We start from the raw sequence: 23,829 nt of genomic DNA on the forward strand, positions 1-23,829 counted from the left end.
GTCAGGCTCCAGCCATGAGGGTGGTGTTGACGAGGTCGAGGAACTGGCGGGGGGTCTTGCAGCGTTCCGCGTCGGGCGGCATCGGCGTGCCGTGCCGGTTCTCCAGCTCCCCCACGATGCCGAGCAGGCCGAGGGAGTCGATGCCGAGGGCCTCGAACCCCGAGTCGTAGCTCTGTTCGAGGTCCTGCGGGGCCACGGTGACCCCGGCGGCCGTCTTCATCAGTTCGGCCAGTTCTTCCACGGTGATGCGGTCGCTCATGCGCTTTCTCTCCTTCGCTGATGCTTCCTGCTGACGTCTCCGCAGGGATTGCTGCGGGTTGTCGTGGTGGGCTGCGGACCTCCTAGGAGGCGTCGGAGGCGCTGTGCCGCAGCACGAGCGCCGAGTTCGAACCCATGAGTCCCCGGCTGAGGATCAGCGCCGTGCGCAGCTCGGCGGGACGGGCGCGCACGGTCACCAGGTCGAGGTCATGGCAGAGGTCGAAGACATGCGGGGTGGGCGGGATCAGGTCGTGCTCCATCGCGAGCACCGCCGCGGCCGTGTCCAGCACGGGCGCCGCGCAGTAGCCGCGTCCGATGCCCGTCTTCGGCGCGGTGACGGGCACCCGGCTGCCGTGCGCGCCCAGGACGTCGGCGATGGCCAGCGCCTCGGCCCGGTCCGCCGCCGGGATGCCGAGGGCGTCCGCGAAGACCACGTCGATCTCCTCGGGGGCGCAGCCGGCCTCGTCCAGGGCGCCGCGGATCGCCTGGGCGAGCCCCTCCCGGGACTGCTCCCAGCAGGAGGCGCCGGTGAACGTGGACGCGTGTCCCGCGACGACGGCACGCACGGGTACGCCCCGCTCACGGGCCGAGCCCAGCTCCTCCACGACCAGCATCGCGCCGCCCTCCGCCGGCACGAACCCGCAGGCGTCGGCGGTGAAGGGACGGTAGGCGCGGGCCGGGTCGGAGGCCGTGCTCAGCTCCGGGTACCCGAGCTGGCAGACCCCCGAGTAGGGCGCCAGCGGCGCCTCGGTGGAACCGGCCACGATCACATCGGTGCCCCGACCCACCGCCCTCGCGGCGTGCGCGAGAGCGTCGAGACCGCCTGCCTCGTCGGCGGCGACGACCGAACAGGGGCCCTTGAACCCGCGGCGGATGGAGATCTGGCCGGTGCTGGCGGCGTAGAACCAGGCGATGGACTGGTAGGGGCCGACGAAACGGCTGCCTTTCCCCCACAGCCGTTGCAGCTCCCGCTGCCCGAACTCGCCGCCACCGGACCCGGCCGCGGTGACCACCCCGGCGATGAACGGGGAATCACTCAGATCGGCCTGGTCGAACCGGGCGTCCTCCAGCGCGAGATCGGCCGCGGCCATCGCGAAGTGCGTGAACCGGTCGGTCTGGACGAGGAAACGCTCCTCGATCGTCGCGGCCGGCTCGAAGCCCCGGACCTCGCCCGCCACCCGGAGCGGCAGATGCTCGCACCCCTCCCGGGTGACCCGGTCCAGGACGCTGACGCCCGCCTGGATGGCCTTCCAGAAGGTGTCGGTGCTCGTTCCGTTGGGCGCGACGACGCCGATTCCGGTGACGCCGGCACGCCTGCCATGCGGTGCGCTCATCGTGTCCTCTCCCTCGGCCGGGTCAGGATCACCGCGGACTGGAACCCGCCGAACCCGCTGCCCACGGAGAGCACGTTGTTCAGCCTGCGCTCGCGGGCCACGCGTGGCACGTAGTCCAGATCGCACTCGGGGTCCGGTGTCTCGTAGTTGGCGGTGGGCGGTACGACCTGTCGGTCCAGGGCCAGCACGCAGGCCACCACCTCGATCGCCCCGATCGCCCCCAGGGAGTGCCCCACCATCGACTTGATGGAGCTCATGGGGATGTCGTAGGCGTGGTGCCCCAGGGCCTTCTTCACCGCCGCGGTCTCGTGCCGGTCGTTCTGCCGGGTGCCCGAGCCGTGCGCGTTGACGTAGTCGATCGCCGAGCCGTCGAGCCGCGCGTGGTCCAGCGCCTCGTCGATCGCCCGCGCCATCTCCAGACCCTCGCTGGTCAGACCGGTCATGTGGTAGGCGTTGCCGAAGGTGGCATAGCCGCTGATCTCGCAGTACACGTGCGCCCCGCGGGCCCGGGCGTGCTCCAGCTCCTCCAGGACGAGCACCGCGCCGCCCTCGCCCATGACGAACCCGTCACGGTTGTTGTCGAAGGGACGAGAGGCGTGCGCGGGATCGTCGTTGTTCGGGGAGGTGGCCTTGATCGCGTCGAAGCACGCCATGGTGATCGGCGAGATCGGCGAGTCCGAGGCACCGGCTATGCACACATCGGCCCGTCCCTCCTGGACGGTGTGCAGGGCGTAGCCGACCGCGTCGAGCCCGGAGGTGCAGCCCGTGGAGACGGTCTGCACCGGCCCGCGCGCCCCGAAGCGCTCCGCCACCGTCGAGGCGAGGGTGCTCGGCGAGAACGCGCGGTGCAGATGCGGCTGCGCCTGCCGGTGGTCCACGTCCCAGCGCTCGCCGTGGCTGCTGACCAGGACGTAGTCGTGCTCCAGCCGGGTGGTGCCGCCGACCGCGGTGCCCAGGGAGACCCCCACCCGCCAGGGGTTCTCCTGGTCCGTGTCGAGGCCGGCGTCACGCACCGCCTCCTCCCCGGCCGCCAGGGCGAACTGGATGTACCGGTCGCAGCGCGCCACCTGCTCCGCGTCCAGCCCATGAGCCGCCGGGTCGAAGTCGCACTCGGCGGCGATCTGCGAACGCAGACTGGACGGGTCGAAGAAGGTGATGCCCCGCGTCGCGGTACGGCCGCTGGAGAGCAGGTCCCAGAACGCCGGGACGCCGATGCCGCCCGGCGCCACCACGCCTATGCCGGTGACCGCCACCCGCCGGGTCATGAACGGACCTGGTCTCGCTCGGCCGCCCGGACGGTGGCGGCCTCCGCCGAGGGCGCCGCGACCGCAACCGCGTCGGTGCCCTCGGTGTCCACATGGCCCAGCTGCGGGCGCGGGGCCAGCGGACCCAGATGGAAGACGAGCCGGGCCTCCGTGTCACCGACGTTGCGGAAGCGGTGGCGCATGTAGGCGGGAATCAGCAGCCCTTGCTCGGGCCGCAGCGGCTGGGGGTCGCCGTCCAGGTCCACCTCCAGGCGGCCGCAGATGACGTAGACGAACTCCTCGGAGTACGGGTGGTAGTGCTCCCCGATGCGGTCGCCGGGCGCCACGATGGCCACGCCCATGAAACCGCTGGTGGAGCCGACCGTGGCCGGGGTGAGCATGGCGCGCAGATCGCCTCCGCGCTTGGTGTTGGGCTCGGTCTCGCTGAGATTCACGATCCGGGGCCGGGGTTTGATCACGTCGTTCCTCCGGTGATGTGCTGCGTCGACAGGGGGGCGCGGCCGCTACGGCCCGCGGGTGGCGGTCAGGCCTGGTCCGACCGGCGGTCGGTGACGAGTTGCATGCGGGCGAGCTCGAGGAAGCGCGCGGCGTCGCCGCTCTTCAGCGCCGAACCGTTCGCGCCCACGGCCTCGCCGTCGAGGAGCGACAGCAGTTCGGCCGCCCGCGCGGAGTCGGCGCGGCCGAGGGAGTGCACCGGGTCGCCGTCCAGGTCGCCCCGTACGTCGACCAGCCGCACCACGATCTCGTCGCGCTGGAAGACGGTGCTGCGGCACACCGGGCAGTTCGGGTCGTTCGCCGACGCCTCGTCCTGCTCCGCGAGCAGCCGGGCCAGCTCCATCCCGCGACCCTGACGGGCCGGGTAGTACAGCGCGTAGCGCACCGCCTCCGGGCACTCCTCGTCCGCCGTCACATGGTGGACGGCGGGGACGGCGGCACGGGTGAAGAAGACCCGCGCGGCCTCGGCGTCGGTCAGATCCCGCTCCTCCTCCAGATACGGGTTGATGGCCTCCTCGACGGCCCGTACCTGGGGCTGCCGGGCGACGTGACGCAGCGCGGCGAGCAGGTCGCCCTCCACCTCGATGGCCCGTACGACCCGGTTGCCGTGCATGAACAGCGTGGTCCGGCACAGCCGCGTGTTCTCGTCGACCTGCGCCTCCGGCGGGGCGTAGTCGGCGAGGATCCTGGCGACGGTCTCCTCGCTGCCGCGTTTGACGGTGAAGGTGATCGCATGACGGATCCTTCCGTCGCCGATCCGGGGCGCCAGTTGCAGCTGGCGGGGACCCGAGTCGGCCGCGGCCGCCGCACTGGTCTCACGGACGATGTGGAAGCGCAGCGACCGGGTGTCCCGGACACAGCTGTGCAGCGGCCGGACCATCTGCACATGCCCCTCGCTGTTCACCCAGTCGAGGAACGGCGGGGCGCTCTCCCACTCACTGGTGATGAGCCATTGGGAGGGGTTCTCGATGGACTGGCAGAGCTGGTCGCTGACATGCCCGGGCACGGACGCGACCTGACTGCACAGGTGCTCGTACGCCTCCAGGAACTGCTGCTGAGCTCCGTCGTAGACGTCCACCAGCAGTACGACCCTGAGGCGGGAGCCGTCGAAGACCGACTGGGACACACGTCTCGACGCCTTGCGCGTCACCGGTGCTGAAATACGTTCAGACGTAGTGGTCATCCTGCGCACTTCTCCTTACGCGGGGGCAGAGGGCGACGCCGGCCGCGGGGTGACGCGACGTCAGCGTTCTTCGATCTTGTGCCGGGGTCAGAAGGCGCGCGACTCGTATGAACCACGTGGGTGATGGGGCCCGCCGACCCATGCGGAGGCGCTCCCGGCAGGACATGAACACCGCGACGCGTCCCGCTCCGGCCGAGGAGGGGACGTCCCGCGCTCCCCGTTGAACCTCCTGGCCATCTGCGACGTATCAGTCACCGTGGGTGGCACTGCACCCACGGAACCAGGGAGAAGCCGGGACCGCACGGCAGAGGAAAGGGGCGAGCGATCCTAGGGTCGAACCCTCCCACCGGGAGTGCTCTGGAGTTGCCCGCCCCGGCGCGAGAAGGAGACGCGCCGAATGTGGTGCGCGGCCCGGGCCAGGTGCTGGGCCTGGACGGCCTCCGCGGCCTGGCCGCACTGTATGTCGTCCTGTTCCACTGCTGGCTGCTGACCTTTCCGGGGTTCCCCGGCAACTCGGGTCCGGCCTGGCTCGGCTGGATGATGTACGGACGCCTCGCAGTCGTCTTCTTCCTGGTGCTGTCCGGTTTCTCGCTGGCGATCTCTCCGGCCCGCAACGGCTGGCAACTCGGCGGCGCCGCTCGTTTTCTGCGCCGCCGCGCCTGGCGGATCCTTCCGCCGTACTGGGCGGCCCTCGTACTGAGCGTGCTCGTCGCTCATTTCGTGGTGGCGGCCTCGCACTACGGACCGCCGAACAGCGGAACGATCCTGGTGTACGGGCTCGTGCTCCAGGACGTGATCACGGCGCCGACACCGAACGGGGCCTTCTGGTCGATCGGCGTGGAGGCGGAGCTGTACCTCTTCTTCCCGCTGCTCCTTCTGGTCCGGCGGCGGCTGGGAGCGGTGGTCCTGGTCACGGGAGTGGCGCTGCTCGCCGTCGTCCGCGGCCTGGCCGCGGCGCACGCCGACCCGGCCGAGGGCGTGAACTGGCTGACTCCGAATCTCGCCCCGGTCTTCGTCGCCGGTCTGGCCGGCGCGGGGGTCGTCGTCGCACCGGAACGGATCCGGCGCCTGCCGTGGCACCGGGGGGCCCTGCTGGCCGCCGTACCGCCTCTGTCACTCATCCTCGCCGAGGGACCGGCGTGGACGGTGAACCACTACTACTGGGTCGATCTCGCTGTCGTCCCCGCCATGACGATGCTGATCGCCGCGGTCGCGACAGGTGAGCCGGCCCCCCTCATGCGGTTCCTGGCCACGCGCCCCGTGCGCAGCCTCGGCGGCTTTTCCTACAGCCTCTACCTCATCCATCTGCCCATCGTCATGACCGTCGTCCGGAAGATCGCCCCGCACTACGTGTCACCCGGGCTGCCCACCTTCTGGTTGACGCTGGCGCTGGCACTGCCCACGTCGGTCCTGGCTGCCTGGATCTTCTCCGAGATCTTCGAGAAGCCCTTCCAGCGGAACCGGTCCTGGCAGTCCATGCTGTCGGCGATCCGCCGGAACTGACATGCCCCAACGCCCCGGACGAGGGGTCCGAGGCCGCGCACGACGCCCCGCGCAGTCGATGGGCCCGCCTCAGGCAGGCAGCGCTCGGGGGACGGGCGGACGAGGGAGGTCCTGTTCGGCCCAGACGACCTTGCCGTCCGGCACCGCGCGAAAGCCCCACCTGCGGGCCGTCTTGGCGACGAGGAAGAGGCCGCGCCCTTCCTCGTCCGTGGGGCCTGCGCGATGCGGATGCGGGCCCTGGACGGCGGTGTCGGAAACCTCGCAGGTCAGGAAGCGGTGCCGGATCAGCCGCAGCCCGATCGGGCCGGTGCCGTGGCGCACGGCGTTGGTGACGAGTTCGCTGACGATCAGTTTCGTGGCGTCCTGAAGACCTTGCAGGCCCCATTCCGCGAGCTGACGTTCCGCCAGGTCACGCGCGCTGCGGACGACGGACGCGTCATCGGGCAGGGTCCAGGAGGCCATCTGGCCCGGGCTGAGAGACCGGGTCCGGACGAGGAGGAGCGTGACGTCGTCGTACGGATCCTGGTCCGGAAGGGTCGCCGTCGCGAGGTCGCAGAGGCCCTCCAGGGATCCGTCCGGCTGTGCGAGGGCGGCCCCGAGGCGGTGCATTCCCTCCTCGATGTCGTGGTCGCGGGTCTCGATCAGGCCGTCGGTGTACATGGCGAGGACGCTCCCCTCGGCCAGTTCCAGTTCGACGGACTCGCAGGGGTCCCCCAGACCGACCCCCAGGGGGGCTGCGGCGGGGAGGTCGGGGTAGGTGACCCGCCCCTGCGGGTCGATGATCGCGGGCGGGGGGTGCCCGGCCGATGCCATGGTGCACCTGCGGGTGGCTGGGTCGTAGACGGCGTACAGACAGGTGGCGCCCGCCACCGCGGGGATCTGCTCCGGGAAGTCGCAGTCCTCCTCGGCCAGTCGCTGGACCGTGTCGTCGAGCTGGGTGAGCGGTTCGTCGGGGGGCAGCTCCAGGTGGGCGAGGGTGTGGACGGCGGTGCGGAGCCTGCCCATGGTCGCGGCGGCGTGCAGACCGTGCCCGACCACGTCGCCGACGACGAGCGCCACCCGGGCGCCGGACAGCGGGATCACGTCGAACCAGTCGCCGCCGACACAGCGGTCCGCGTCCGCGGGCAGATAGCGCGACGCCACCTCGCCCGCCGTGCCGCCCATCAGCCGGCGGGGCAGCAGATTGCGTTGCAGCGTGAGGGCGGCGGTGTGCTTGCGCGTGTACCGACGGGCGTTGTCCAACGACTGCGCGGCGCGTCCGACGAGTTCCTCGGCCAGGAGCAGGTCGGTCTCATGGAACGGCACGGGGTTCGTCGTACGGACGAACCCCGCCACGCCCAGCAGGGTGCGCCGTGCGCGGATGGGTACGAGCATGATCGAGTGCATGCCGGTCTCGCGGGCCCGGCGCGCCAGTTCCGGCACCGTCTCGATCCATCCGCCCGAACCGGTGCCCAGGACCGGCTCCAGGCGGGACGTCCCGGCACGCAGGACGGCGGAGAGGGGCGAGAGGGGCGGCACGACGACCACCTCACCGCGCATCCAGGGGGATTCCGAGACCCCGTTGCGGATCGAGGCCAGACCGGCGCGCCGCAGGCCGGGGAGGCGCTTGCCCGCCACACCGATGCGGGCCGGGGGCCCCTCCCCGAACGAGATCGACTGCTCCAGGTCCACGGCGACATAGTCCGCGAGCCGGGGCACCGCGAGGTCGGCCAGTTCCTGGCTGGCCTGCATCACGTCCAGGGTGCTGCCCAGCCGCGCACCGACCTCGCCGAGGACGGCGAGGCACTCGCGCGTCCGTTGGCTCTCCACGACATCGCTGCTGATGACGCACACCCCCACCGCCTGGCCGTCCGCGCCCTGGAGGCACTGGAACGACACCGCGAACGGGTGCTCCCGGCCCAGGCTCGTCGGCAGCCACGTCCGGTACTCGTGGACCTTGGTGGTGCCGCTCTGAAGCACCTGCCGCATCACCGCCTCGAGCACTTCGGCCTTGGCATCGGGATGCGCGTCGGTCAGCCGGCGTCCGAGCCGTCGGTTGCGGGGAATGCCGTCGTGGGTCTCCATCGTGTCGTTCGACCAGATGCACCGCAGCTGCGGGTCGCGGACGGAGATGCCGACCGGCACACGGGTGAGCAGCGGCCCCCGCACGGATTCGCCCACCGTTTCCCGGGGAAGTGCGGCGGGGTCGGCCAGGGACGCGAGCCATTGCACCGCTCCGTCCTGCCCTCGCAGCATCGAGATCCGCAGGCTGACGTCGAGCACCCGGCCGTCGCGGTGGAGCACCTCCGTCGTGCCCGGCCAGCCGTTCCGGGCGCGGCACCGTTCGACGAAGGCGGCTGTCGTCGGCACGTCCACGAAATACGGCAGTACGAGGTCGGCGGTCCGGCCCACCACCTGCCCGGCGGAGTGTCCGACGACCTGTTCGGCGGCCTGTGTCCAGCCGACCACCGTGCCCCGGTCGTCGAGCAGGGCGATCGCGGTGTCGGATACGTCAGTGGAGTTCAACGGCTCACTCAGGGTCACCGCGACGGGACTGGTCATGGTCATTGAGTTGCTGTCCTCGGCCGGCTAGGAGACGGGCGGCATGGGGATCGAAGGCGATTCACCCCATTTGAAGCACTGACCGAGCAAAGGTCCGTTTTGTGACAGCATCACGGCCACCCGCGAACGGCGAACGCCCCGGACTCTGGGCCCTTTGGTTGGCTTCATGCTCTCCCGCGGCCGTGGCCTGCCGGACTGCAGCAACGTGGGCAACTGGACCGATCCGCTGGCCTTGGTGTCCGTTGACGCTGACGCGCGATGCGGAACGGCCCCCGGGCGCGGTGATGCGCCGCCCGGAGGCCGTTCCGTTTCAGTTGTACGTCAGTTGGTGAAGTCCATGTACTTCCAGCTGCCGTACGTGGTGGCGTTCACGGAGTCGCCGGAGCCGCCCTGGACGTAGACGGCGCGGATGCGGGCGCGGAGGCCGGACTTGCCCGGGGCTCCCAGGTTCACCGACACACTGCCGTCGGAGTAGAGCGCGAAGTACTCGGAGTCGGAGGCGTACCAGGCGCCGTCGTAGTAGACCTGCACGTCGAGCCGCGCCTTGCGGCCCTTGTAGTAGTTCATGCTGGTGGTGAGCACCGGCGCGGTGTTCTTGTGGTAGTACGCGTAGGTGGTGGACCCGATCTTCGCAGTCTTGTACTGCTTCGAGAGCGCCGTCGAGAGCCGGGCGTAGGTGTACGCGTGGGTGGTGACTGTCTTCGACGCGGTGCGGTCGTCGCCCGCGTAGACGGTGCTGAAGGTCCAGTTGCGGTACATGGTCACCGACACCGACAGGTTGCCGGAGGAGTTGACCGTGCCGCTTTTCAGCAGCCGCTTGGCCTCGTCGGCGCCGTACGGGTCGCCGTAGATCGCCACCGTACGGTTCTTGTACTCCGAGCCGAGGTGCACCGTGTAGGTGACCTTCGTGCCGTAGTTGTACTGCTTGCCGTTGTTGGTGACGGTCAGCGTGGGCGTGGTGCGGGAGACCGCGACCTTGGCCGAGGTGCTGACGGCGGTGTGCTTGGCGTCACCCGCGTACGAGACCGTGTAGTTCACCGTGCCGCCGGCCGGCGGGGTGTCGTTGAGGCTGTACGTGCCGCCGGAGCCGGTGGTGACCGAGGCCAGCGCCTTGCCCCTGGGGCTGTCCAGGTCGGTGCGGGTGACCTGCAACTTGACGCCGGCCGGGAGCGGCACCGACGCGCTGATCTTGCCGGTGACGGTGAGCTTCTTGGCGCGTGGCGCGCTGGTGGGGGCCTTCACCGACAGCGTCGGCACGTTGAGCGTGGGGTCGGTGAGGACCTTGAGGGTGTAGCTGGTCGGCGAGCCGCTGCCGCTGCTGTAGGCACCCTCCAAGGCGTAGACCCGCGAGTCGTCCGGTGCCCAGACGACGTCGACCGCCTGGGCGTTGGTGGCATAGGAGTGGATCGGCTGGGTGCCGTTCGGCTGGTAGATCCGCACGGTGCCGCCCGCAACCTGGGCGACCATGCCGCTGGGAGAGACATCGCCGTTCCCCGCACCGGTGTTGGGGTACGCCCCGGTCTCGGTCCAGCTGTTCTGGGTGTAGCTCATGCGGTAGGTGCCGTCGAGCAACAGCCCGCCGCCGGGGATGAGGTCGACGTCACTGGCGATCTCCACGGGCCCGCTGTAGGGGGTCACCGAGGACACGGTCTGGGGCGTTCCGCTGGAGACGTCGAACACGGTCACGGTGCACGGCGACGAGCCCTGGGTGAGGGCCGTCAGCAGGTTCGGCTCGGCCGGGTTGGCGCTCAGCGCCTCCGGGTTCCAGAGCAAGTTCTGCGGGGTTTGACCCAGCGTTACGGTGCCGGCGGAGTCGACGGAGCCCAGGCTGGCGTTCCACTGGTTGCCGTAGCTGAACCAGAGCTTGCCCCCGGCGAAGGCCACATACGTCGGACCCTCGCCGGTGTCGATCGGGTAGCGGGCCTTGACGGTGAGCGTGGCCGCGTCGATGGCCACGATCTCGTGCGAGGTGGACGCGGCGGCGTACAGGGTCGAGCCGTCGGTGGAGACGGCCAGGCCGGAGACGCCAGGGATGCCGTTGAGTGAACCGAGTTTCGCGCCGTTCTCGGCGGCGGCGTAGACGGTGCCGGCGGTGTGGTCGCCGACGAAGACCCGGTTCAGTGGGCCGTCGGCAATGATGCCGCCGTCCGAGGTGACGGTGACGGCAGAGGCCGACGTCGCCGACGCGGGTGCCGCGGCGCCGAAGCCGAGCACTACCGAACCGAGTAGGACCGCGGTGGCGGTCGCTATGGATGTGCTGCGCGTACGCACAGGTGTGAGCCCTCCCAATGGTGGACAGCAGGAAAGCAGGTGGGGCCCGGCGCGGTAGGGCAGTCGGGCGCGGAGACCTCCGCCCCCGCGTAGCGGGCACCGCGCACCTCGGGCTGCGGGGACGGAGTCTACGTCACGGTGACGACAACCGACCCCGGGTTTCCCACCTGCCCTTTTCGCCTCCTGGGTGAGTATGAGGTCGCATGCTCAAGAGCCCACGACGTGCGCACCGGAGGTCTCAAGAGGGGAGCAGAATCGGCGCGGGCGTGGGAGCCGACCGGTTCCTGTTCGTCCCCTTGGCGGTGACGTCGACGGCGACGGGCGGCTCGACCCTGTCGCCGCCACTCAGGACGGATACGAGAACCCCGACGCCGGATCGACGGCGAACCAGCTACGGCGGTACGCGGGCAACGGCAAGGGCGCCTCCGCCAAGTTCCGGCTGCTGCACCAGAACTGGTACGACCTCAACGGCGGCTTCTGAACAGGGACCGCGCGAACAGCGGGGCGGGGCTGATTCCGTTCACCCGTTCCACGTGATCCTCCGTGGCAGAGACCCGGGGGATCACCGCTGTCGCGTGCAGCAGGCCAGGGCGCCGTGTCCGAGCTGGCCCAGCCGCAGAGCGACCCGGGTGGTCGGGGGCGGCCGTCGTCATCGCCGATGTCGCGCTGGTCCGGACGCATGTGTTGGAGGAGACGTATACCGGCATCTCGACCGGCGCGGGGGTCATCACGGGCCCGCTCGCACTGCAGCTCTGGTACGGGGCCTTGGCCGGCAAAGCGCACGTCGGCAGGCGGCAGCAGAGGCAACTGCTGTCGGCCCGCACTATCACCGGTGTCCGCAGCATAGATCTCGGTGCCCTCGCCAGTGTCCGCCGCTACGAGCTGATCGGCCGATTCGGCGGCTCGACGGACGAGTTGCGCTTGCGCGCCCAGCACGGGGTGCGCCTGGCCGTCGACTCCGGCGACAAGGCGGTCATCGGAGCCGTCCGCGAAGCAGTCGAGACAGCCGATGCCCGACCGGGTCGTGCTTCACTCAAAGCGAGCAGGCGTGCTCGAGCCCGCCTGGGTCGGGAATCCCGGTCATCCGCGCCCGAGGTCGGGCATGCGTTCGCCGGGTTCTTGACCGTGGGCGCGGCAACGCTCGCGTCCGGGCTGGGCAGTTACCAGCTCGCCTGCCTGCTGGCGGGTGTCGGCGGCTGGTGAGCCGGATCGATGACGCGGTCAAGCGCCGCTGCGTCCCCGGAGCACCAGTTTGGAAGAGTACGTTTGCGAATGGCGGCCGACCTGGCAAGTCCGCCCACGCCGGCATAGGCATTGAGAAGCGAAGGCGCCGCCCGGCCCTGACGACCGGGCCGGGGGAAAGTGCGGAGCCCCAGCAGATCATCCGCGGATCCGGCGCTTCAGCCGCACTGCGAGCTCCTCACGAATCTCTGCCGCAAGGGCTCCGTCCTGACCCCAAGCGACGACCAGCTCCGCCACATGGCGCAGCTTGATGTTCGTACACATCGAAGTCTCGCGGAGCGCGTCCCAGGCCTCGTCAGGGGCCATCCGGCCCACGGCCACGATAACGCCCATCGCCTGGTCGATCACTGCACGGGAGGTCACCGCCTGCTGAAGCTGAGCAACCTGGGTCTCCAACTGCCTGATCCGATCGGGGGTGTCCAGTTCCTGTGCCGCGCCGGTGACCTTGTCGGCGTGGGAGTCCACGTCCCCTCCGTGGTGTGGTGTTGGTCGGCACTCCATGGCTCGTCTGCCGCCTTGCATGACGTATGCCCCGCTTGGTCCGCGGGCATCTACTGCCTTCACCGTCACACCGGCGGCGTAGGCGCGCAACAGTGCGCTACTGATGGTGGCGCAATCTCAGCGGGTGCCTGCGGTTTGCGGCTGGGGCGCCCGCGGATATTCGGGGCAGCGCGCGGGCACCGTAGGCGGGGGGTCGGCGTGCGGACCGACGGCTGACGGGAGAGCGTGAGATGGGTGATCGCATCCTGGGCCTCTGAGGTCGGCGGCTGCCGTTCTCGCCCGGTGAACTCTGGCCGGAGCGGACGGACTGGCATCTGGTGGTGACGGAGGAGGAGGTCGCTGGATGCAGTCGGCGTGCGTGCTGGCCAACTGAGCGTCAGACATGCGCCGACGGCCTCGGCTTGTGCCTGCTCGTCTTGCGCCTACGGGTGTCACTCTTACGTACTCGTGCCCTTGCAGGCCCTTCGGGTTCGCCCTGGCGAAGGTGATTATTCGTTGGGCCTCGCCGCGCTGATGTCGCCCAGCGCCGAGTGAGGGTCGCGCTCGATCGCCATCGCCAGGGGAGACGATGCCGACCGGCTGGTCACCCTCCACCACGGGGAGCCGGCGCACAGAGTGTTCGCGCATCAGCTCGATCGCGCGGTCGAGGCTTCGTCAGGGCTGACCGTGACCAGATCGTCGCTGCACGCGTTGGACACAGCCGTCTGTCGTGGGTCTGCGCCCTGTGCGAGAGCGCGCACCACCAGGTCGCGGTCGCTCACCAGACCGCGCAGGTGTGGGCGGGCATCACCCGCAGGCCCGGGTGACGGTCGTCGTCGGCATCCTCCGCCAGGCGAAAGCCGGCCTGTGTCAAAGCGCGCTTGGCCTCGGACACGAATTCGGGAAGGGCGGGGGACAGCCGGGCCGCGCCGCCTACCCGGCATCTCCAAGACCCCGGGATGCGATCCGCCCTTGCCCGGGGGAAGCTATAACCATGGCCGTGCGTCGCGTGATCGTGGAGGCGCCCTGCGGCTCTGGCGGTCGTCGGGTAAGCGTCGATTACGAGATCTTGAGCACGGCTTACTCGCTCCACGATTTGGCGGTGTTTCTGCGATACGCCGGGCTGGTGGGCTGGGACGAGCTGGACGTGGCCGAATCGGACATCATCGAATGGCACGGCGGTGGTCCGGAAGTTTGGCCGCGCCGGGTTTGTCCAGACGGTTGGGTAGGCCCGGGTGGGCCCGCCTCGCTGCTGTGAGGGAGGCGAGGCGGGCCTGCTGGGAGCCGACCCGCTGCCGGATGGCGCCCGGGTTCACTGTCGCACCGACGGCGGGCGGGGGGACGTACTTCGGTGCACGGCAAGCCTTTTGGGTGATGCATCGTCACGCGTTCTGCTGCGGAGGCCAATGACGGTCAGCACGTCGGCCTGCGGTAGGCGCGGCGTCGGCGAGCGTCCTGGTGACACTTTCGCCATACCAGCGGTGGGCCCGGCTCGAGTAGTCGTCCGGCTCCAGCCAGCGACCCCGGCTGCGGTCAGAGCGGATCGTGGCCGCTGTCAGCCACAAGAGCGAGAAGCTCAAGGGCCCGAGGATTCTCCAGGACGCAGCAGGACGTCGGTGGACATGGTCTCGGACGAGTCGGTGATCACGCGGAGCGACGTGGCCTTGATGCCGCCTGCCAGCGTGGCTTGTTTGCAGCTTCCGCCCTTGGCGGCAAGAGCAGCAGCGGGGGGCAGTGCTTCGATTCCGGGCCGTCGCCGGCGGGCCGTACGGAGAAGATGATGGTGAACACCTTCCCGTCTGCCGTTTGCCCTGGTAGCGCGACACGTCGAGGTCGACCGGACGGATCAGGCCGACGGAGTCCGGCAGCAGTTTGTCGAGGAGGACGGCCGCGTCTTGCTGGAACTGCGCTCGCCGTTTCCGTTCGGTGGGGGGCAGGTGGGCCATGGACCGTTCGTCGTCGCTCGTGGGGTCGATGTGGACCGGCGTGCGGTACGGCTCCGGCCGGACCGACTCGTGCGGCGAGGGTGTGCCGCTCGTGGCAGGACGGACCGCCGTACGGGCATCGTCCCCGGCGGTAAGCGCCAGGGAGCCGAACACCACGGCCCCGGCCACGCAGGCGATCCCGGCGGCGATCGCGAGACGGGCATGTGCCTTGCGGCGCCAGCCCTGGGTGACCGCGGCGGGCACCAGGTCGTGTGGCGAGGTCAGGTCCGCCACCGCGCTGTCCATCGCGTCCCTCACCAGCAGGGCGCTGCGGCCGTCTTCCTCGGTGATGTTGTCCTTCATTTCTGTTCCTCAGCTCCCCGTGGCGTAGATGTGGGCCTCGCCCAGTCGGGCGCGCAGCTTTGCCAGGGAGCGTGAACACTGGCTCTTGACCGTGGACTCGCTGCACTTCAGGAGCTCGGCGACGGACTCGACGCTCTGGTCCTCCCAGTACCGCAGCACGACGATGGCCCGCGCTCTGGGCGGAAGATCTGCCAGCGCCGACATCAGCGTCACCCGCAGGTCGGTGTGGTCGGGTGCAGGCCGGGGGCCGGGGCGGGAGTGCGCCAGCAGGTCCCGCAGCCGGCGTCGCCGCTCGGCCAGGTAGGTGCGGGCCAGCACGGTCCTGGCGTAGGCCTCGATGTGGTCGGCGGCACTCGCCCGCCGCCAGTGCTGGACAGCTTGGCGAGCGTGGTCTGCGTCAGGTCACGGGCCGTGTCCGGGTCGCCGCACAGCAGGTACGCGGTGCGGTACAGCCGTCTCTGACTCGCCTGTGCGAAGGCCTCGAAGCTCTCGGGCGCCTGGGATCCCCGCGGCGCTTCGGAGCCTCGGCCGTTCTCCGGCATCTGCTCTCCTTTCCGGGCCCTGTCAAGGGGCCGTGTCCTGTCACCCCTCTTCAGAGCGCCGCCGCACCCTAAAGGTTGAAACCGAATTCGCCCAGGCCCACGCGCCCTCCCTGCCCGCCCACCGTGGAGGTGCCCGTTGGGGGAGAGCCACGGTCGTCGGAGACACCGGGCCGCCGCCGGATCGTGCAGGTCGCGGAGTCAGGTCGATGGAGTCCTAATAACCCGGTCAAGGGCAATGCCAGTGACTTACTGACTTCGGCGTCGTGGGGTCAGTCCGGTCTGTCGAAGACCCGCACAGACGGGGCACGTGCCGGGTCAGCGGGCCGGTATGCGCTGTGCCCGATCTCCGCACGGGTATCTCAGGCCGCCTCTCCCGTTGAGCCGTCATGAACGCACACCGCGAGGGCGGCGACGTCGTCGTGGAGTTCGCCACCGCTGTGCTGGAGGAGATCCCGATGAAGCGTGTCGAGCAGTTCTCTGGGCGCAGCTGAGTTCTGGCGACGTAGCCAGTCCTGCAGGGGAAAGAACTCGCCTCTGCTGTTGCGGCTCTCGATGACGCCGTCGGTGTAGAAGAGCAGCTGGTCACCGGAGCAACAGACCATCGCGTCGGTGATGTAGCCGGTGCCGATGAGTGCCGCGAGGTTCAGCATCGGCGAGGCGGCGGTGGGGTTCAGGACGTGGAGTTTGCCGTGACGCAGAAGCAGTGGGGGAGGATGCCCGCAGTTGAGGAGCTTGATGCGGCCTCCCTGGTGCGGGAACTCGGCGAGCGCCACGGTGGTGAACTGCTCCAGCAGTTCATGGGTGGGGAGTGTGCAGCTGTGGCGGGTGCTGCTGACGTCCAGGCGGTGGACGATGCCCTCCAGGGTCGGTTCGTCGTATGCGGCCTCCCGGAAACAGTTGACCACCGCCGCAGCCGCACCTACTGCGGGCAGGCCTTTGCCCCGCACATCGCCGATGATCAGTCGCACACCGTACGGCGTGGAGACGGCTTCGTAGAAGTCCCCGCCGATGCGGGCCTGCGCGGCGGCTGCGACGTACATCGACTCGATCTCGATGCAACCGACCCGGCGAGGCAGAGGGCGCAAGACTACTTTCTGTGCCGCCTCCGCAACCAGGCGGAGCTGGACCAAGGCCTGCTCCCTCTGGATGCGAACATGACACGCGTACGCGGCGGCCACAGTGACCGCGGCAATGGCGCCCACCGTGTACCAGGGGCCCAGATCGGGGTAGACAAGGCTCAACCCGATCATGATCACAACGCAGACCGCCCCCAGCGCCACGGTGGGCAGCGCGGGCCAGATAGACGCCGCGAGGGCGGGCATAGCGGCCAGAAGGCGGCTGAAAGCGACCTCTTTCGGGGTGGAGAACGCCAGGCTTGCGATGACCACGGTCAAGATCACCGGTGACAGCAGCACAGGACTCCACCGTCCACGAAACGGACGACGAGGCCACATCCACCCAATCCGGAGCACGAAAGACAGCATATAAGCACATACCGGACGCATTGGAATTTGGGCGCGCTGCTGGAACGCACTTAGGACTTCTAACAAGTGTCACGAGTGATCCCGTAGCCATGAGATCAACACATCTGCGTGGTGCTGACCCTCGCGAGCATTACAAATCGCCCACGAGGCCCCCGGCACAAATGGGCATGAAGGGCCCGACTACGGGCAAGCGAGGAATGTGTCATGTGAGGTGGATGAGCTTGTCGCGCAGGTCCGGCACGCCCTGAACCAGGCGGGATTTGAGTGGTTGGCGGAATAGATCGCCGGATGCCCGGTCTCCCAGGTCAGTGAGTCCCCTGCCGGGATGCTGGTCGCGGGCGACGTCTGACGGATTCACTGCGCTGGCTGCTGACCAGCCCGGCGGTGATTCCAGGGCCGCATGCGGGTTGCGGTGCAGGCTGCCGTCGGCGTTCCCATCGACGCTAAACAGGCCCATCGGAGATCGACTCCGGTGGGCCTGTTTCATGCTCCGACACAGGTCAGGGGGTGAGCCCCCTGTCGGATTCGAACCGACGACCTTCGCTTTACAAGAGCCCCCAGTGTCACCCCCTGTCCGTCATGATCTTCCCCTGGTTTCCGCGTTCATGCTGGTCAGCACAGTTTGGCCTTCCGCCCCTGCCTGATCATTCCCTGCCCTTACACGACCTTCCGTTCCCATGACGTTCCCATCAGGGCCTGCCGTGGAGCCGTGGGAACGAGGGCGGGAGAGTCTGCAGAGGTCGGCTGGGGTCGCCGAAGTGGCGAGCAGCGCAGACCCTTTGGGCGTGACGAACGCCGCGTCCCCACTAGGAATCGAGGTCTTCGGCCGTCTGCGCGCGCCCGCCCGGGCCGCTGTGCACAGGCTAGCGGCTCGGACTTGGTCGGGTAGCCGGGTCACGGCAACGTGGCCCGGCTACCCGACTCATAGCGATACAAGATGCCCCCTGCATGTGGCCGAGGTCACCGCCTGCGGAAGCTGAGCAACCTGGGTCTCCAACTGCCTAGTCCGATCTAGGGTGTCCAGCTCCTGTACACGCCGGGGAAGAGCTGGCCGAGGCTGTGTTTGGTGAGGTTGGCCAGCGACCAATTCAGGTGCGACCACCCGCCCTCGACGGGGTCGAGCTCGGGCGCATACGGCGGCAGCCCGGATGCAGCCTCAGGTCCTGCTCAAACTCCTTGGCGTTGATCCGTGCGTTCCGTCAAGATCCCAGAGTCTGCCCCCGACCAGGGGCAGGCATGAATCAGGGGGGGTCCACATGAGTCTTTCGGGCAGCGCGTCAACGGCAATGCGGCCCAAGACTGCGCCGAGGTGACACCCGCGTCGCCGGCGATGAACACGACAGAGACATCCCAGGCAGCATCACGCTGAGCCGTGGCCACTGTCGCTCCCTGCCTGAAAGGGAATGAGGCCGCCCCTCCCCGGTGCCGTGTACACACCTGACCGTCGCTGGCGTCATGTTGTCGCGAGATCTGCACCAAGCCACCAGGGCATGCGCCGATCTCCATTACCAACGTGAAGGGCACGTTCGTCCGTGACAACGAGGAGACCGTCTATGGACAGTCAGGCGTCACGCTCTCGGTCTCGGTCTCGGTGACCAAGGGTCACACCTTGACCGGCACGTTTACATATTCGGCCAAGTTGAGCCAGTCAATAATCATCGAGTCTGCCGAGGAGACCGTCGGCGGCTCGGTCTCTTATGCCAAGACCACCACCGTCACCCTTGGCGGGACCTGGAAGGTCCCGTCGAATCAGAAGGACGGATGGCTCGCCCTTGGCTCGAAGGGCTACTCCTTCAACTGGAATTACGGCTCCCTCAACGGCGGCTGCAAGTGGCACTCCATCAGCCACGGGACCGCTAAGCTTCCGGCGCTCTCGCCCTACATCGCCCACTCGTGAGTTGAGGACGATCTGATGAAGCTGCCCCTGCTGGCCGTCGGCCTGTTGCCGGCCTTGGTGCTCGTGACGGCCTGTTCCGGTGGCGATCACCCCAGCACGCCCGCCACCCACGGGGCGGCCAACGTTACGACGGGGACCGGCGCGGTCCCCTCTGCGGTGCAGACCCCGACGACCCCGGACCGCCTTCCCGATCCGGTCCAGTCCTCGATCCCTGTCGGGTCGAAGACGCTATACACGGGCTCGGGACACGGCGCAGGCGGCGTCAAGCTTCCTGCGTCAGCGGGGAAAGCCTCATCCATCACGGTGATGTGGACATGCGTCGGTCACTCGAAGTTCGGCATCACAGGCGCAGGAGAGACCCTCGCCGGGTCTCAATGCGGTGACGGGAGCGTCGTGTTCACTGCCGAGATACCGCACGCCAATATGCATGACCTGGCGTGGAAGTTCCAAGCGGCCAATTCAGTGATCTGGCGTATCGCCGTCATTCAGCCCCCCGCGAACTAGGCTGTCTATTGGCGCTGTTCGGGCTGTCGGTAGCGTAATCAGCTGGCAGGCTGACGGCGGACGACCAGACGACAGGGGTCAGAGAGTCTGCTCGGCCCAGATGGTCTTGCCGTCCAGGGAGTAGCGGACACCCCAGTTCTGTGCGAGTTGGGCGATGATGAACAAGCCGCGCCCGCCTTCGTCGATGGTCTTCGCGTGGCGCAGCCGCGGCGCGAGGGAATTGGCGTCGTGGACCTCGCAGGTGAGGGTGCGGTCCTTGATGAGCTGCAACCGCAGCGGTGGGGTGCCGTAGCGGACGGCGTTGGTGACCAGTTCGCTGACGATCATTTCCGTGGTGTAGGCGGTTTCCTCATCCACTCCCCAATGGGCGAGCTGGTGTTGGGCGTGGGTGCGCGCCGTGGCGGCAGCTTTGGCGTGGTGGTCAAGATGCCACGTGGCGACCTGATCGGCGGGGAATGGGTGGGTGCGGGCGAGGAGCAGGAAGATGTCGCCGTGGCGGGTGTCGGTCCGCAGCCGGTAGAGCATGTCATCGCATAGATCCTGCAGTGGCCGGTCAGGGCGGGCCAGCACCCGTTGGAGGGCGTCCGGGGACGGGGAAGCGTCCAGGAGGGAAGCAGTGTAGAAGGCGAGGACGCTGCCGTCGGCGACACGGATCGTGGTGGCGGCGAAGGGAGCTCCCTCGCCACTGCCGAGAGGGGGTCCGGCGGGCAGGTCGGGGATCTCGGTGGTCCCGTCCGGGTGGGCGATGACGGGTGGAGGATGGCCGGCCAAGGCGATGGCACAGGTCTGGGCGAGCGGGTCGTAGATCGCGTACGCGCAGGTTCCTATGAGCGGCATGGGGTCGCCGGGCGGCAGAGTTGCGCATTCCTGGACCAGGCTTATGGCGGTGTCGTTGAGGCGTGCAAGGAGCTCGTCGGGCTCAAGGTCGAGTGCGGCCAGGGAATGGATGGCGGTCCGTATCTGTCCCAGCGCGGTGGCCGCGCGGATGCCTTGGCTGGCGACTTCGCCGACCACCAGGGCGGTGCGGGCGCCGGGCAGGGCAAAGGTGTCGAACCCACCGCCTCCGCCCACTTCGGAGGACACGTGCAGGTGCGCGGTCTCCACGGCGGTCTGCGTGGCAGGGCGGGGAAGCACGTGGCGCTGGATTGTCAGGGCGATGGCGTGTTCGCGGGTGTAGCGGCGGGCGTTGTCGATGCACAGTGCGGTGTAGGCGGCCACTGCACTGGCGAGGGTGACATCCCCCTTGCCGTAGGCGTCCGCCGGGTCGGTGCGGTACAGGCTCAGCAGCCCCAGCACGGTTCCACGCAGTGTGAGGGGCACGGTGATGAGGCTGTGGGCACCGGATGCGCGGATCGCCTCGGCGCGTGGCGGGTCGGCTGCCAGCCAGGGCGTGTCGGGGCCCAGGGCGACGAGGCGGGGCTTGAGGTCGGCCAGCGTCTGGGCGTAGGGCGTCGCGAAGGGCAGAGTGCGCACGTCCCCCACCGGATGCGCTGAAAACGGCCCCTCGCCGCCGCTGTGACAGAAGGCGGCACGACGCAGCGGCACCTCCCGTCCCAGAGGGCTCGGCGGAGGGTCTTCGCCACGTACCACTGCGTTCACCACTTCCACCACGGCGATGTCGGCGAGGTCGGGCACCACCGCCTGCACCAGTTCCTGGCAGGTGGACACCACATCGAGGGTCTGTCCCACGTGCTCGCGCACCGAAGCGAGGACGCGCATGCGGGCGCCTGCCTTTTCGCGCTCGGTGACGTCGAGCATCTCCGCCAGCACCCCCCAGCTCCTCCCCTGCGGACTCTCCAGGCGACACACCGAGACGGAGAACAGGTACTCCGGCCCTGGCGCACCTTTCGGACGCACCCCGACCAGTTGCCCCCGTGCGGGCGTGCCGCTCTCCAGCACGCCGTGCAGCATCGCCTCCACCTCACCGGGCGCGGAAAGGTCGTATATGTCGGTGAGGTGTCGGCCGACGATCTGTTCGGGGGGCGCTTCGTGCAGGACCGGGCTGGTGAGGTTGATCCGCAGGATGCGCAGCTCCGTATCCAAGATCAGCAGGCCTGTGGGGGACTGGTGGAACAGAGTTTCCAATACTGCAGCATCCTCGACAGGCCAGATGACTTCGTCTTGCGCCACGGCAACCCACCTCCACCTCCAGCGTGCCCCTGGCTCCCCCGCGCCGCTCATCGCCTCGAGACGTGTCGGACGTCGCGGGTCCAGATTCGGGTCTGGGAGGCCGGCCTGCAGGGCTTGGGCCGTCATCTGAGTGTGTCGGAGGCATGTCGCGACCACAACGAGAGAGGGCGGGAGTCAGTAAGAGCTCGCGCCGACAGGCGGCTCGGTGGCCCCGGCAGCAGGGTGGGCGCGGGTCCCGGTGATCATGGAGTTGCGACGCTCTGTGACCACGGGGGAGACCTGTACCCGTCCTTCCATCATGGCTGACCGACCCGCTCTGGGACCAATTCGCCGCGCTGCTGCCGCAGCGACCGAGTTTGCTGTGACCCGCCCGCTGGGCTGCCATCGACGCCGGATCAGCGACCGGATCATCTTCGACAAGCTGCTGCAAGTCCTTCGCTTCGGCTGCTCCTACGAGGCGATCGCGGACTCCACGTGCTCGGCCACCACGATCCGAGGCCGCCGGGACGAGTGGATACGCCTGGGGACGTTCGCCCGGCTGAGGCAGATCACGCTGCGTCCACCTCGGCGAGTGAGAGCGCGACCGCGTCGGCCTCCGCCTCGTCGGCGTCGGCGTCGACACAGCCCAGCGAGAGCGCGGAGCCCAGCGACTGCCCGGTCGACGACAAAGGGGTCGACCCCGAGTCCCAGCTCAGCATCTCCGTCTCCGGTCTGCCCGGCAAGATCGTCGCTGGCAGTGGCTGGCACTACTTCACGATGACGGCCGCCAATCACAGCGACCAGTCACTCGGCACCGTGCAGTGGCTCGCGACCATCGACAACGACTCCGCGAGCGACAACGAGAAGGACTGGCTGAGCACCTACGCCAACCTCGAGTACTTCAACCCCCAGACCAAGGCGTGGGAGTCGATGGCCGACCAGGTCGGCAACGGTGTCTACTTCGGCGAGACCCCCCTCGGCCCCAAGATGACGGTCGACATCAAGCTGCGCGTCGACATCACCGCGAAGGCGCCCGTCGGCGACGCCTTCAGCATGGGCATCGGCGGCTATGTCGATGAGCAGAAGAACTGTGTGCACAGCGCGTTCGGCTTCTACGACTTCACCGTCCTCAAGCCCGGTAGCAGCAACGACAACCCCGGGGAGGCCAAGCCGGGCAAGGGCACGAAGCCGGTCAGCGGCAAGAAGCCCCAGGGCGGCAGCACCGAGATCGTGCCCACCGGCAAGTGGTGGTGAAGTGGCTGCCGACCTGAGCCTTGTATCGGCAGACATGTCCACCTCTTGTCGAGATCGCACTTTTCAGGCGACTTTGTTCCGTCTCGTGAGGCTCAGGTGTAACACCTCCGGCCAAGTTCGCTCTGTCTAAGCGGGCGACCGTGTCGGTCGGCCAGGACAAGGAGCACGACTCGTGCAGTGGACGGACGACAGAGGCAGCGCATACGGCGAAGATCCGTACGGCGGCGCCGGGTACGCGTATGCCTACGGCTACGAGCACGGCGGCAGCGCCCCTACCGACACGGCCACGATGCCCTGGGCCCCGGAACAAGTCGCGCAGGAGACGCACCCCACGGGCAATGCCCATGTGGCGGGGACGGACCCCTACGCCACCAGGTCGAATCTCTATGTCATGGCTACGGATCCCTACGCCGCTGGGCCAGGCCCTGCCACTACGGGGTGGGACACTCCCCATGGCGACGTCCTCACCGTGCCGCCTCCAGAACTCGACCCGACCGGCCCTCCCGCACCAGGACCGGACACGCCGAAGACCGAGTCCGTGCGGCCCGTCTTCGTCGATTCCTCGGGGCGGCGCCAGCGCCGCGTGGTCCGCGCCGCCCGGCTGCTGGCGATCCCCGCCGGCGGCTACGTCGCCCTGCTGATCAGCACGATGCTGGGCGGCCCCAGTATCAGCGCTCCGTTCGTCCCGCACGCGGACTCCACACACTCGGCCACCCCCAGGGCGACCGCACCCGACTCCTCGTCCGGCACCGGACACTCGGCCGCAGAGGGCACGGGCTCCACCGCGGCGCGGAAGGCCCCCGGCCCCACTAATCGGTCGACAGCCTCCGGCACCTCTGCGGCCATATCCCAGCCCACAGCTGCGCCCACCCCCACTGCCGCCCAGAACCCGACCGCCACCTCGACTTCGGCCACCTCACCGACCTCGACCGCCGCCCCTGCCCCCTCCCCCAAGGGGCGGGCCCTCGGTGCGTCCCACAAGCCCGCGAAGTGATCCAAGGCCCTGACGTGACCGATCGCCGACACCGCAACGCCCGTGCCCGCAGCCGCACCCGCCAGATCACCCCCCGCGCCCATTGGCTGCTGCTGAGCGCGCTCGCGGTGACGCTGTCCGCGGCACTGCTGCTGCAGGGTTACACCCACCACATGTTCGGTATCACCTCGGACGACGTGGCCGGC

21 protein-coding genes and 3 pseudogenes are annotated in these 23,829 nt (G+C 69.0%); 9 read left to right on the forward strand and 15 right to left on the reverse strand.

Annotated elements, in window-relative coordinates; translation table 11 throughout:
- Position 1 precedes the first annotated feature (1 nt).
- The 5 genes from ACFYX0_RS13835 to ACFYX0_RS13855 all read right to left on the reverse strand — a co-directional run bounded on the left by ACFYX0_RS13835 (position 2) and on the right by ACFYX0_RS13855 (position 4,535).
- A complete protein-coding gene (locus ACFYX0_RS13835; protein ID WP_311694503.1) occupies positions 2 to 259 on the reverse strand; it encodes an acyl carrier protein in 258 nt (85 codons plus the stop codon).
- Between the two features lie 82 nt (positions 260 to 341).
- Positions 342 to 1,592, reverse strand: coding sequence for a ketosynthase chain-length factor (locus ACFYX0_RS13840; RefSeq protein ID WP_388970026.1), 1,251 nt, complete (start codon positions 1,590 to 1,592; stop codon positions 342 to 344).
- A complete protein-coding gene (locus ACFYX0_RS13845) occupies positions 1,589 to 2,857 on the reverse strand; it encodes a beta-ketoacyl-[acyl-carrier-protein] synthase family protein (protein WP_355923325.1) in 1,269 nt (422 codons plus the stop codon). Before ACFYX0_RS13845 ends, ACFYX0_RS13840 begins: the two co-directional genes overlap by 4 nt.
- On the reverse strand, positions 2,854 to 3,315 hold the full coding sequence (locus ACFYX0_RS13850) for a cupin domain-containing protein (protein WP_311694500.1): 462 nt from the start codon (positions 3,313 to 3,315) through the stop codon (positions 2,854 to 2,856). The genes ACFYX0_RS13845 and ACFYX0_RS13850 overlap by 4 nt, the downstream gene beginning before the upstream one ends.
- A 65-nt stretch (positions 3,316 to 3,380) precedes the next feature.
- A complete protein-coding gene (locus ACFYX0_RS13855) occupies positions 3,381 to 4,535 on the reverse strand; it encodes a SchA/CurD-like domain-containing protein (protein WP_388970028.1) in 1,155 nt (384 codons plus the stop codon).
- Positions 4,536 to 4,934: 399 nt separating this feature from the next.
- Between ACFYX0_RS13855 and ACFYX0_RS13860 the strand changes: the two genes are divergently transcribed.
- A complete protein-coding gene (locus ACFYX0_RS13860) occupies positions 4,935 to 6,038 on the forward strand; it encodes an acyltransferase family protein (RefSeq protein ID WP_388970030.1) in 1,104 nt (367 codons plus the stop codon).
- Positions 6,039 to 6,107: 69 nt separating this feature from the next.
- On the opposite strand, the gene ACFYX0_RS13865 is transcribed toward ACFYX0_RS13860, so the two are convergent.
- Both ACFYX0_RS13865 and ACFYX0_RS13870 read right to left on the reverse strand, forming a co-directional pair.
- A complete protein-coding gene (locus ACFYX0_RS13865) occupies positions 6,108 to 8,585 on the reverse strand; it encodes a SpoIIE family protein phosphatase (RefSeq protein ID WP_388970032.1) in 2,478 nt (825 codons plus the stop codon).
- Positions 8,586 to 8,900: 315 nt separating this feature from the next.
- On the reverse strand, positions 8,901 to 10,850 hold the full coding sequence (locus ACFYX0_RS13870) for a YncE family protein (RefSeq protein WP_388970034.1): 1,950 nt from the start codon (positions 10,848 to 10,850) through the stop codon (positions 8,901 to 8,903).
- A 193-nt stretch (positions 10,851 to 11,043) separates the two neighbouring features.
- On the opposite strand from ACFYX0_RS13870, the gene ACFYX0_RS13875 reads away from it, so the two are divergent.
- Complete coding sequence (locus ACFYX0_RS13875) at positions 11,044 to 11,331, forward strand: hypothetical protein (RefSeq protein WP_388970036.1); 288 nt, start codon at positions 11,044 to 11,046, stop codon at positions 11,329 to 11,331.
- A 200-nt stretch (positions 11,332 to 11,531) separates the two neighbouring features.
- Positions 11,532 to 12,053, forward strand: a complete 522-nt coding sequence (locus ACFYX0_RS13880) for a hypothetical protein (RefSeq protein ID WP_388970038.1) — start codon at positions 11,532 to 11,534, stop codon at positions 12,051 to 12,053.
- Between the two features lie 177 nt (positions 12,054 to 12,230).
- Here ACFYX0_RS13880 and ACFYX0_RS13885 read toward each other — a convergent pair whose 3' ends face one another.
- Both ACFYX0_RS13885 and ACFYX0_RS13890 read right to left on the reverse strand, forming a co-directional pair.
- The gene (locus tag ACFYX0_RS13885; protein WP_388970040.1) at positions 12,231 to 12,557 is read right to left on the reverse strand and encodes an ANTAR domain-containing protein; all 327 of its coding nucleotides are present in this window, start codon (positions 12,555 to 12,557) and stop codon (positions 12,231 to 12,233) included.
- A gap of 524 nt (positions 12,558 to 13,081) precedes the next feature.
- Positions 13,082 to 13,366 (reverse strand): annotated as a pseudogene (locus ACFYX0_RS13890) (CBS domain-containing protein); the annotation flags it as partial.
- 200 nt (positions 13,367 to 13,566) lie between these two features.
- Here ACFYX0_RS13890 and ACFYX0_RS13895 point away from each other — a divergent pair.
- Positions 13,567 to 13,830, forward strand: a complete 264-nt coding sequence (locus tag ACFYX0_RS13895) for a hypothetical protein (RefSeq protein ID WP_355921880.1) — start codon at positions 13,567 to 13,569, stop codon at positions 13,828 to 13,830.
- Positions 13,831 to 13,954: 124 nt separating this feature from the next.
- Here the strand turns inward: ACFYX0_RS13895 and ACFYX0_RS13900 are convergent, their stop codons facing one another.
- The 4 genes and pseudogenes from ACFYX0_RS13900 to ACFYX0_RS13915 all read right to left on the reverse strand — a co-directional run bounded on the left by ACFYX0_RS13900 (position 13,955) and on the right by ACFYX0_RS13915 (position 17,343).
- The gene (locus ACFYX0_RS13900; protein WP_388970042.1) at positions 13,955 to 14,860 is read right to left on the reverse strand and encodes a hypothetical protein; all 906 of its coding nucleotides are present in this window, start codon (positions 14,858 to 14,860) and stop codon (positions 13,955 to 13,957) included.
- 9 nt (positions 14,861 to 14,869) lie between these two features.
- Positions 14,870 to 15,402, reverse strand: a pseudogene (locus ACFYX0_RS13905) (SigE family RNA polymerase sigma factor).
- Positions 15,403 to 15,761: 359 nt separating this feature from the next.
- Positions 15,762 to 16,856, reverse strand: coding sequence for a PP2C family protein-serine/threonine phosphatase (locus ACFYX0_RS13910; RefSeq protein WP_388970066.1), 1,095 nt, complete (start codon positions 16,854 to 16,856; stop codon positions 15,762 to 15,764).
- A 232-nt stretch (positions 16,857 to 17,088) separates the two neighbouring features.
- Entirely contained in the window at positions 17,089 to 17,343 is a 255-nt protein-coding gene (locus ACFYX0_RS13915; protein WP_388970044.1) for a hypothetical protein, read from the reverse strand.
- 1,056 nt (positions 17,344 to 18,399) lie between these two features.
- Between ACFYX0_RS13915 and ACFYX0_RS13920 the strand changes: the two genes are divergently transcribed.
- On the forward strand, positions 18,400 to 18,783 hold the full coding sequence (locus tag ACFYX0_RS13920) for a hypothetical protein (RefSeq protein WP_388970046.1): 384 nt from the start codon (positions 18,400 to 18,402) through the stop codon (positions 18,781 to 18,783).
- A 15-nt stretch (positions 18,784 to 18,798) separates the two neighbouring features.
- Positions 18,799 to 19,287 carry a hypothetical protein gene (locus ACFYX0_RS13925; protein ID WP_388970048.1) on the forward strand — a complete coding sequence of 163 codons (489 nt, stop codon included), beginning with the start codon at positions 18,799 to 18,801 and terminating at the stop codon, positions 19,285 to 19,287.
- A 78-nt stretch (positions 19,288 to 19,365) separates the two neighbouring features.
- Here the strand turns inward: ACFYX0_RS13925 and ACFYX0_RS13930 are convergent, their stop codons facing one another.
- On the reverse strand, positions 19,366 to 21,372 hold the full coding sequence (locus tag ACFYX0_RS13930) for a SpoIIE family protein phosphatase (protein WP_388970050.1): 2,007 nt from the start codon (positions 21,370 to 21,372) through the stop codon (positions 19,366 to 19,368).
- A 347-nt stretch (positions 21,373 to 21,719) separates the two neighbouring features.
- Between ACFYX0_RS13930 and ACFYX0_RS13935 the strand changes: the two are divergent.
- Positions 21,720 to 21,974, forward strand: a pseudogene (locus ACFYX0_RS13935) (transposase); the annotation flags it as partial.
- On the opposite strand, the gene ACFYX0_RS13940 reads toward ACFYX0_RS13935, so the two are convergent.
- Entirely contained in the window at positions 21,966 to 22,115 is a 150-nt protein-coding gene (locus ACFYX0_RS13940) for a hypothetical protein (RefSeq protein WP_388970052.1), read from the reverse strand. The pseudogene ACFYX0_RS13935 and the gene ACFYX0_RS13940 overlap by 9 nt on opposite strands.
- A gap of 58 nt (positions 22,116 to 22,173) precedes the next feature.
- On the opposite strand from ACFYX0_RS13940, the gene ACFYX0_RS13945 reads away from it, so the two are divergent.
- Together ACFYX0_RS13945 and ACFYX0_RS13950 are read left to right on the forward strand one after the other, a co-directional pair.
- The gene (locus tag ACFYX0_RS13945; RefSeq protein ID WP_388970053.1) at positions 22,174 to 22,650 is read left to right on the forward strand and encodes a hypothetical protein; all 477 of its coding nucleotides are present in this window, start codon (positions 22,174 to 22,176) and stop codon (positions 22,648 to 22,650) included.
- A gap of 172 nt (positions 22,651 to 22,822) precedes the next feature.
- The gene (locus ACFYX0_RS13950) at positions 22,823 to 23,644 is read left to right on the forward strand and encodes a hypothetical protein (RefSeq protein WP_388970054.1); all 822 of its coding nucleotides are present in this window, start codon (positions 22,823 to 22,825) and stop codon (positions 23,642 to 23,644) included.
- Positions 23,645 to 23,829 lie beyond the last annotated feature (185 nt).

Origin of the sequence: Streptomyces sp. NPDC002573, from assembly GCF_042889625.1 — a bacterium.
Lineage (GTDB): Bacteria > Actinomycetota > Actinomycetes > Streptomycetales > Streptomycetaceae > Streptomyces > Streptomyces gibsoniae.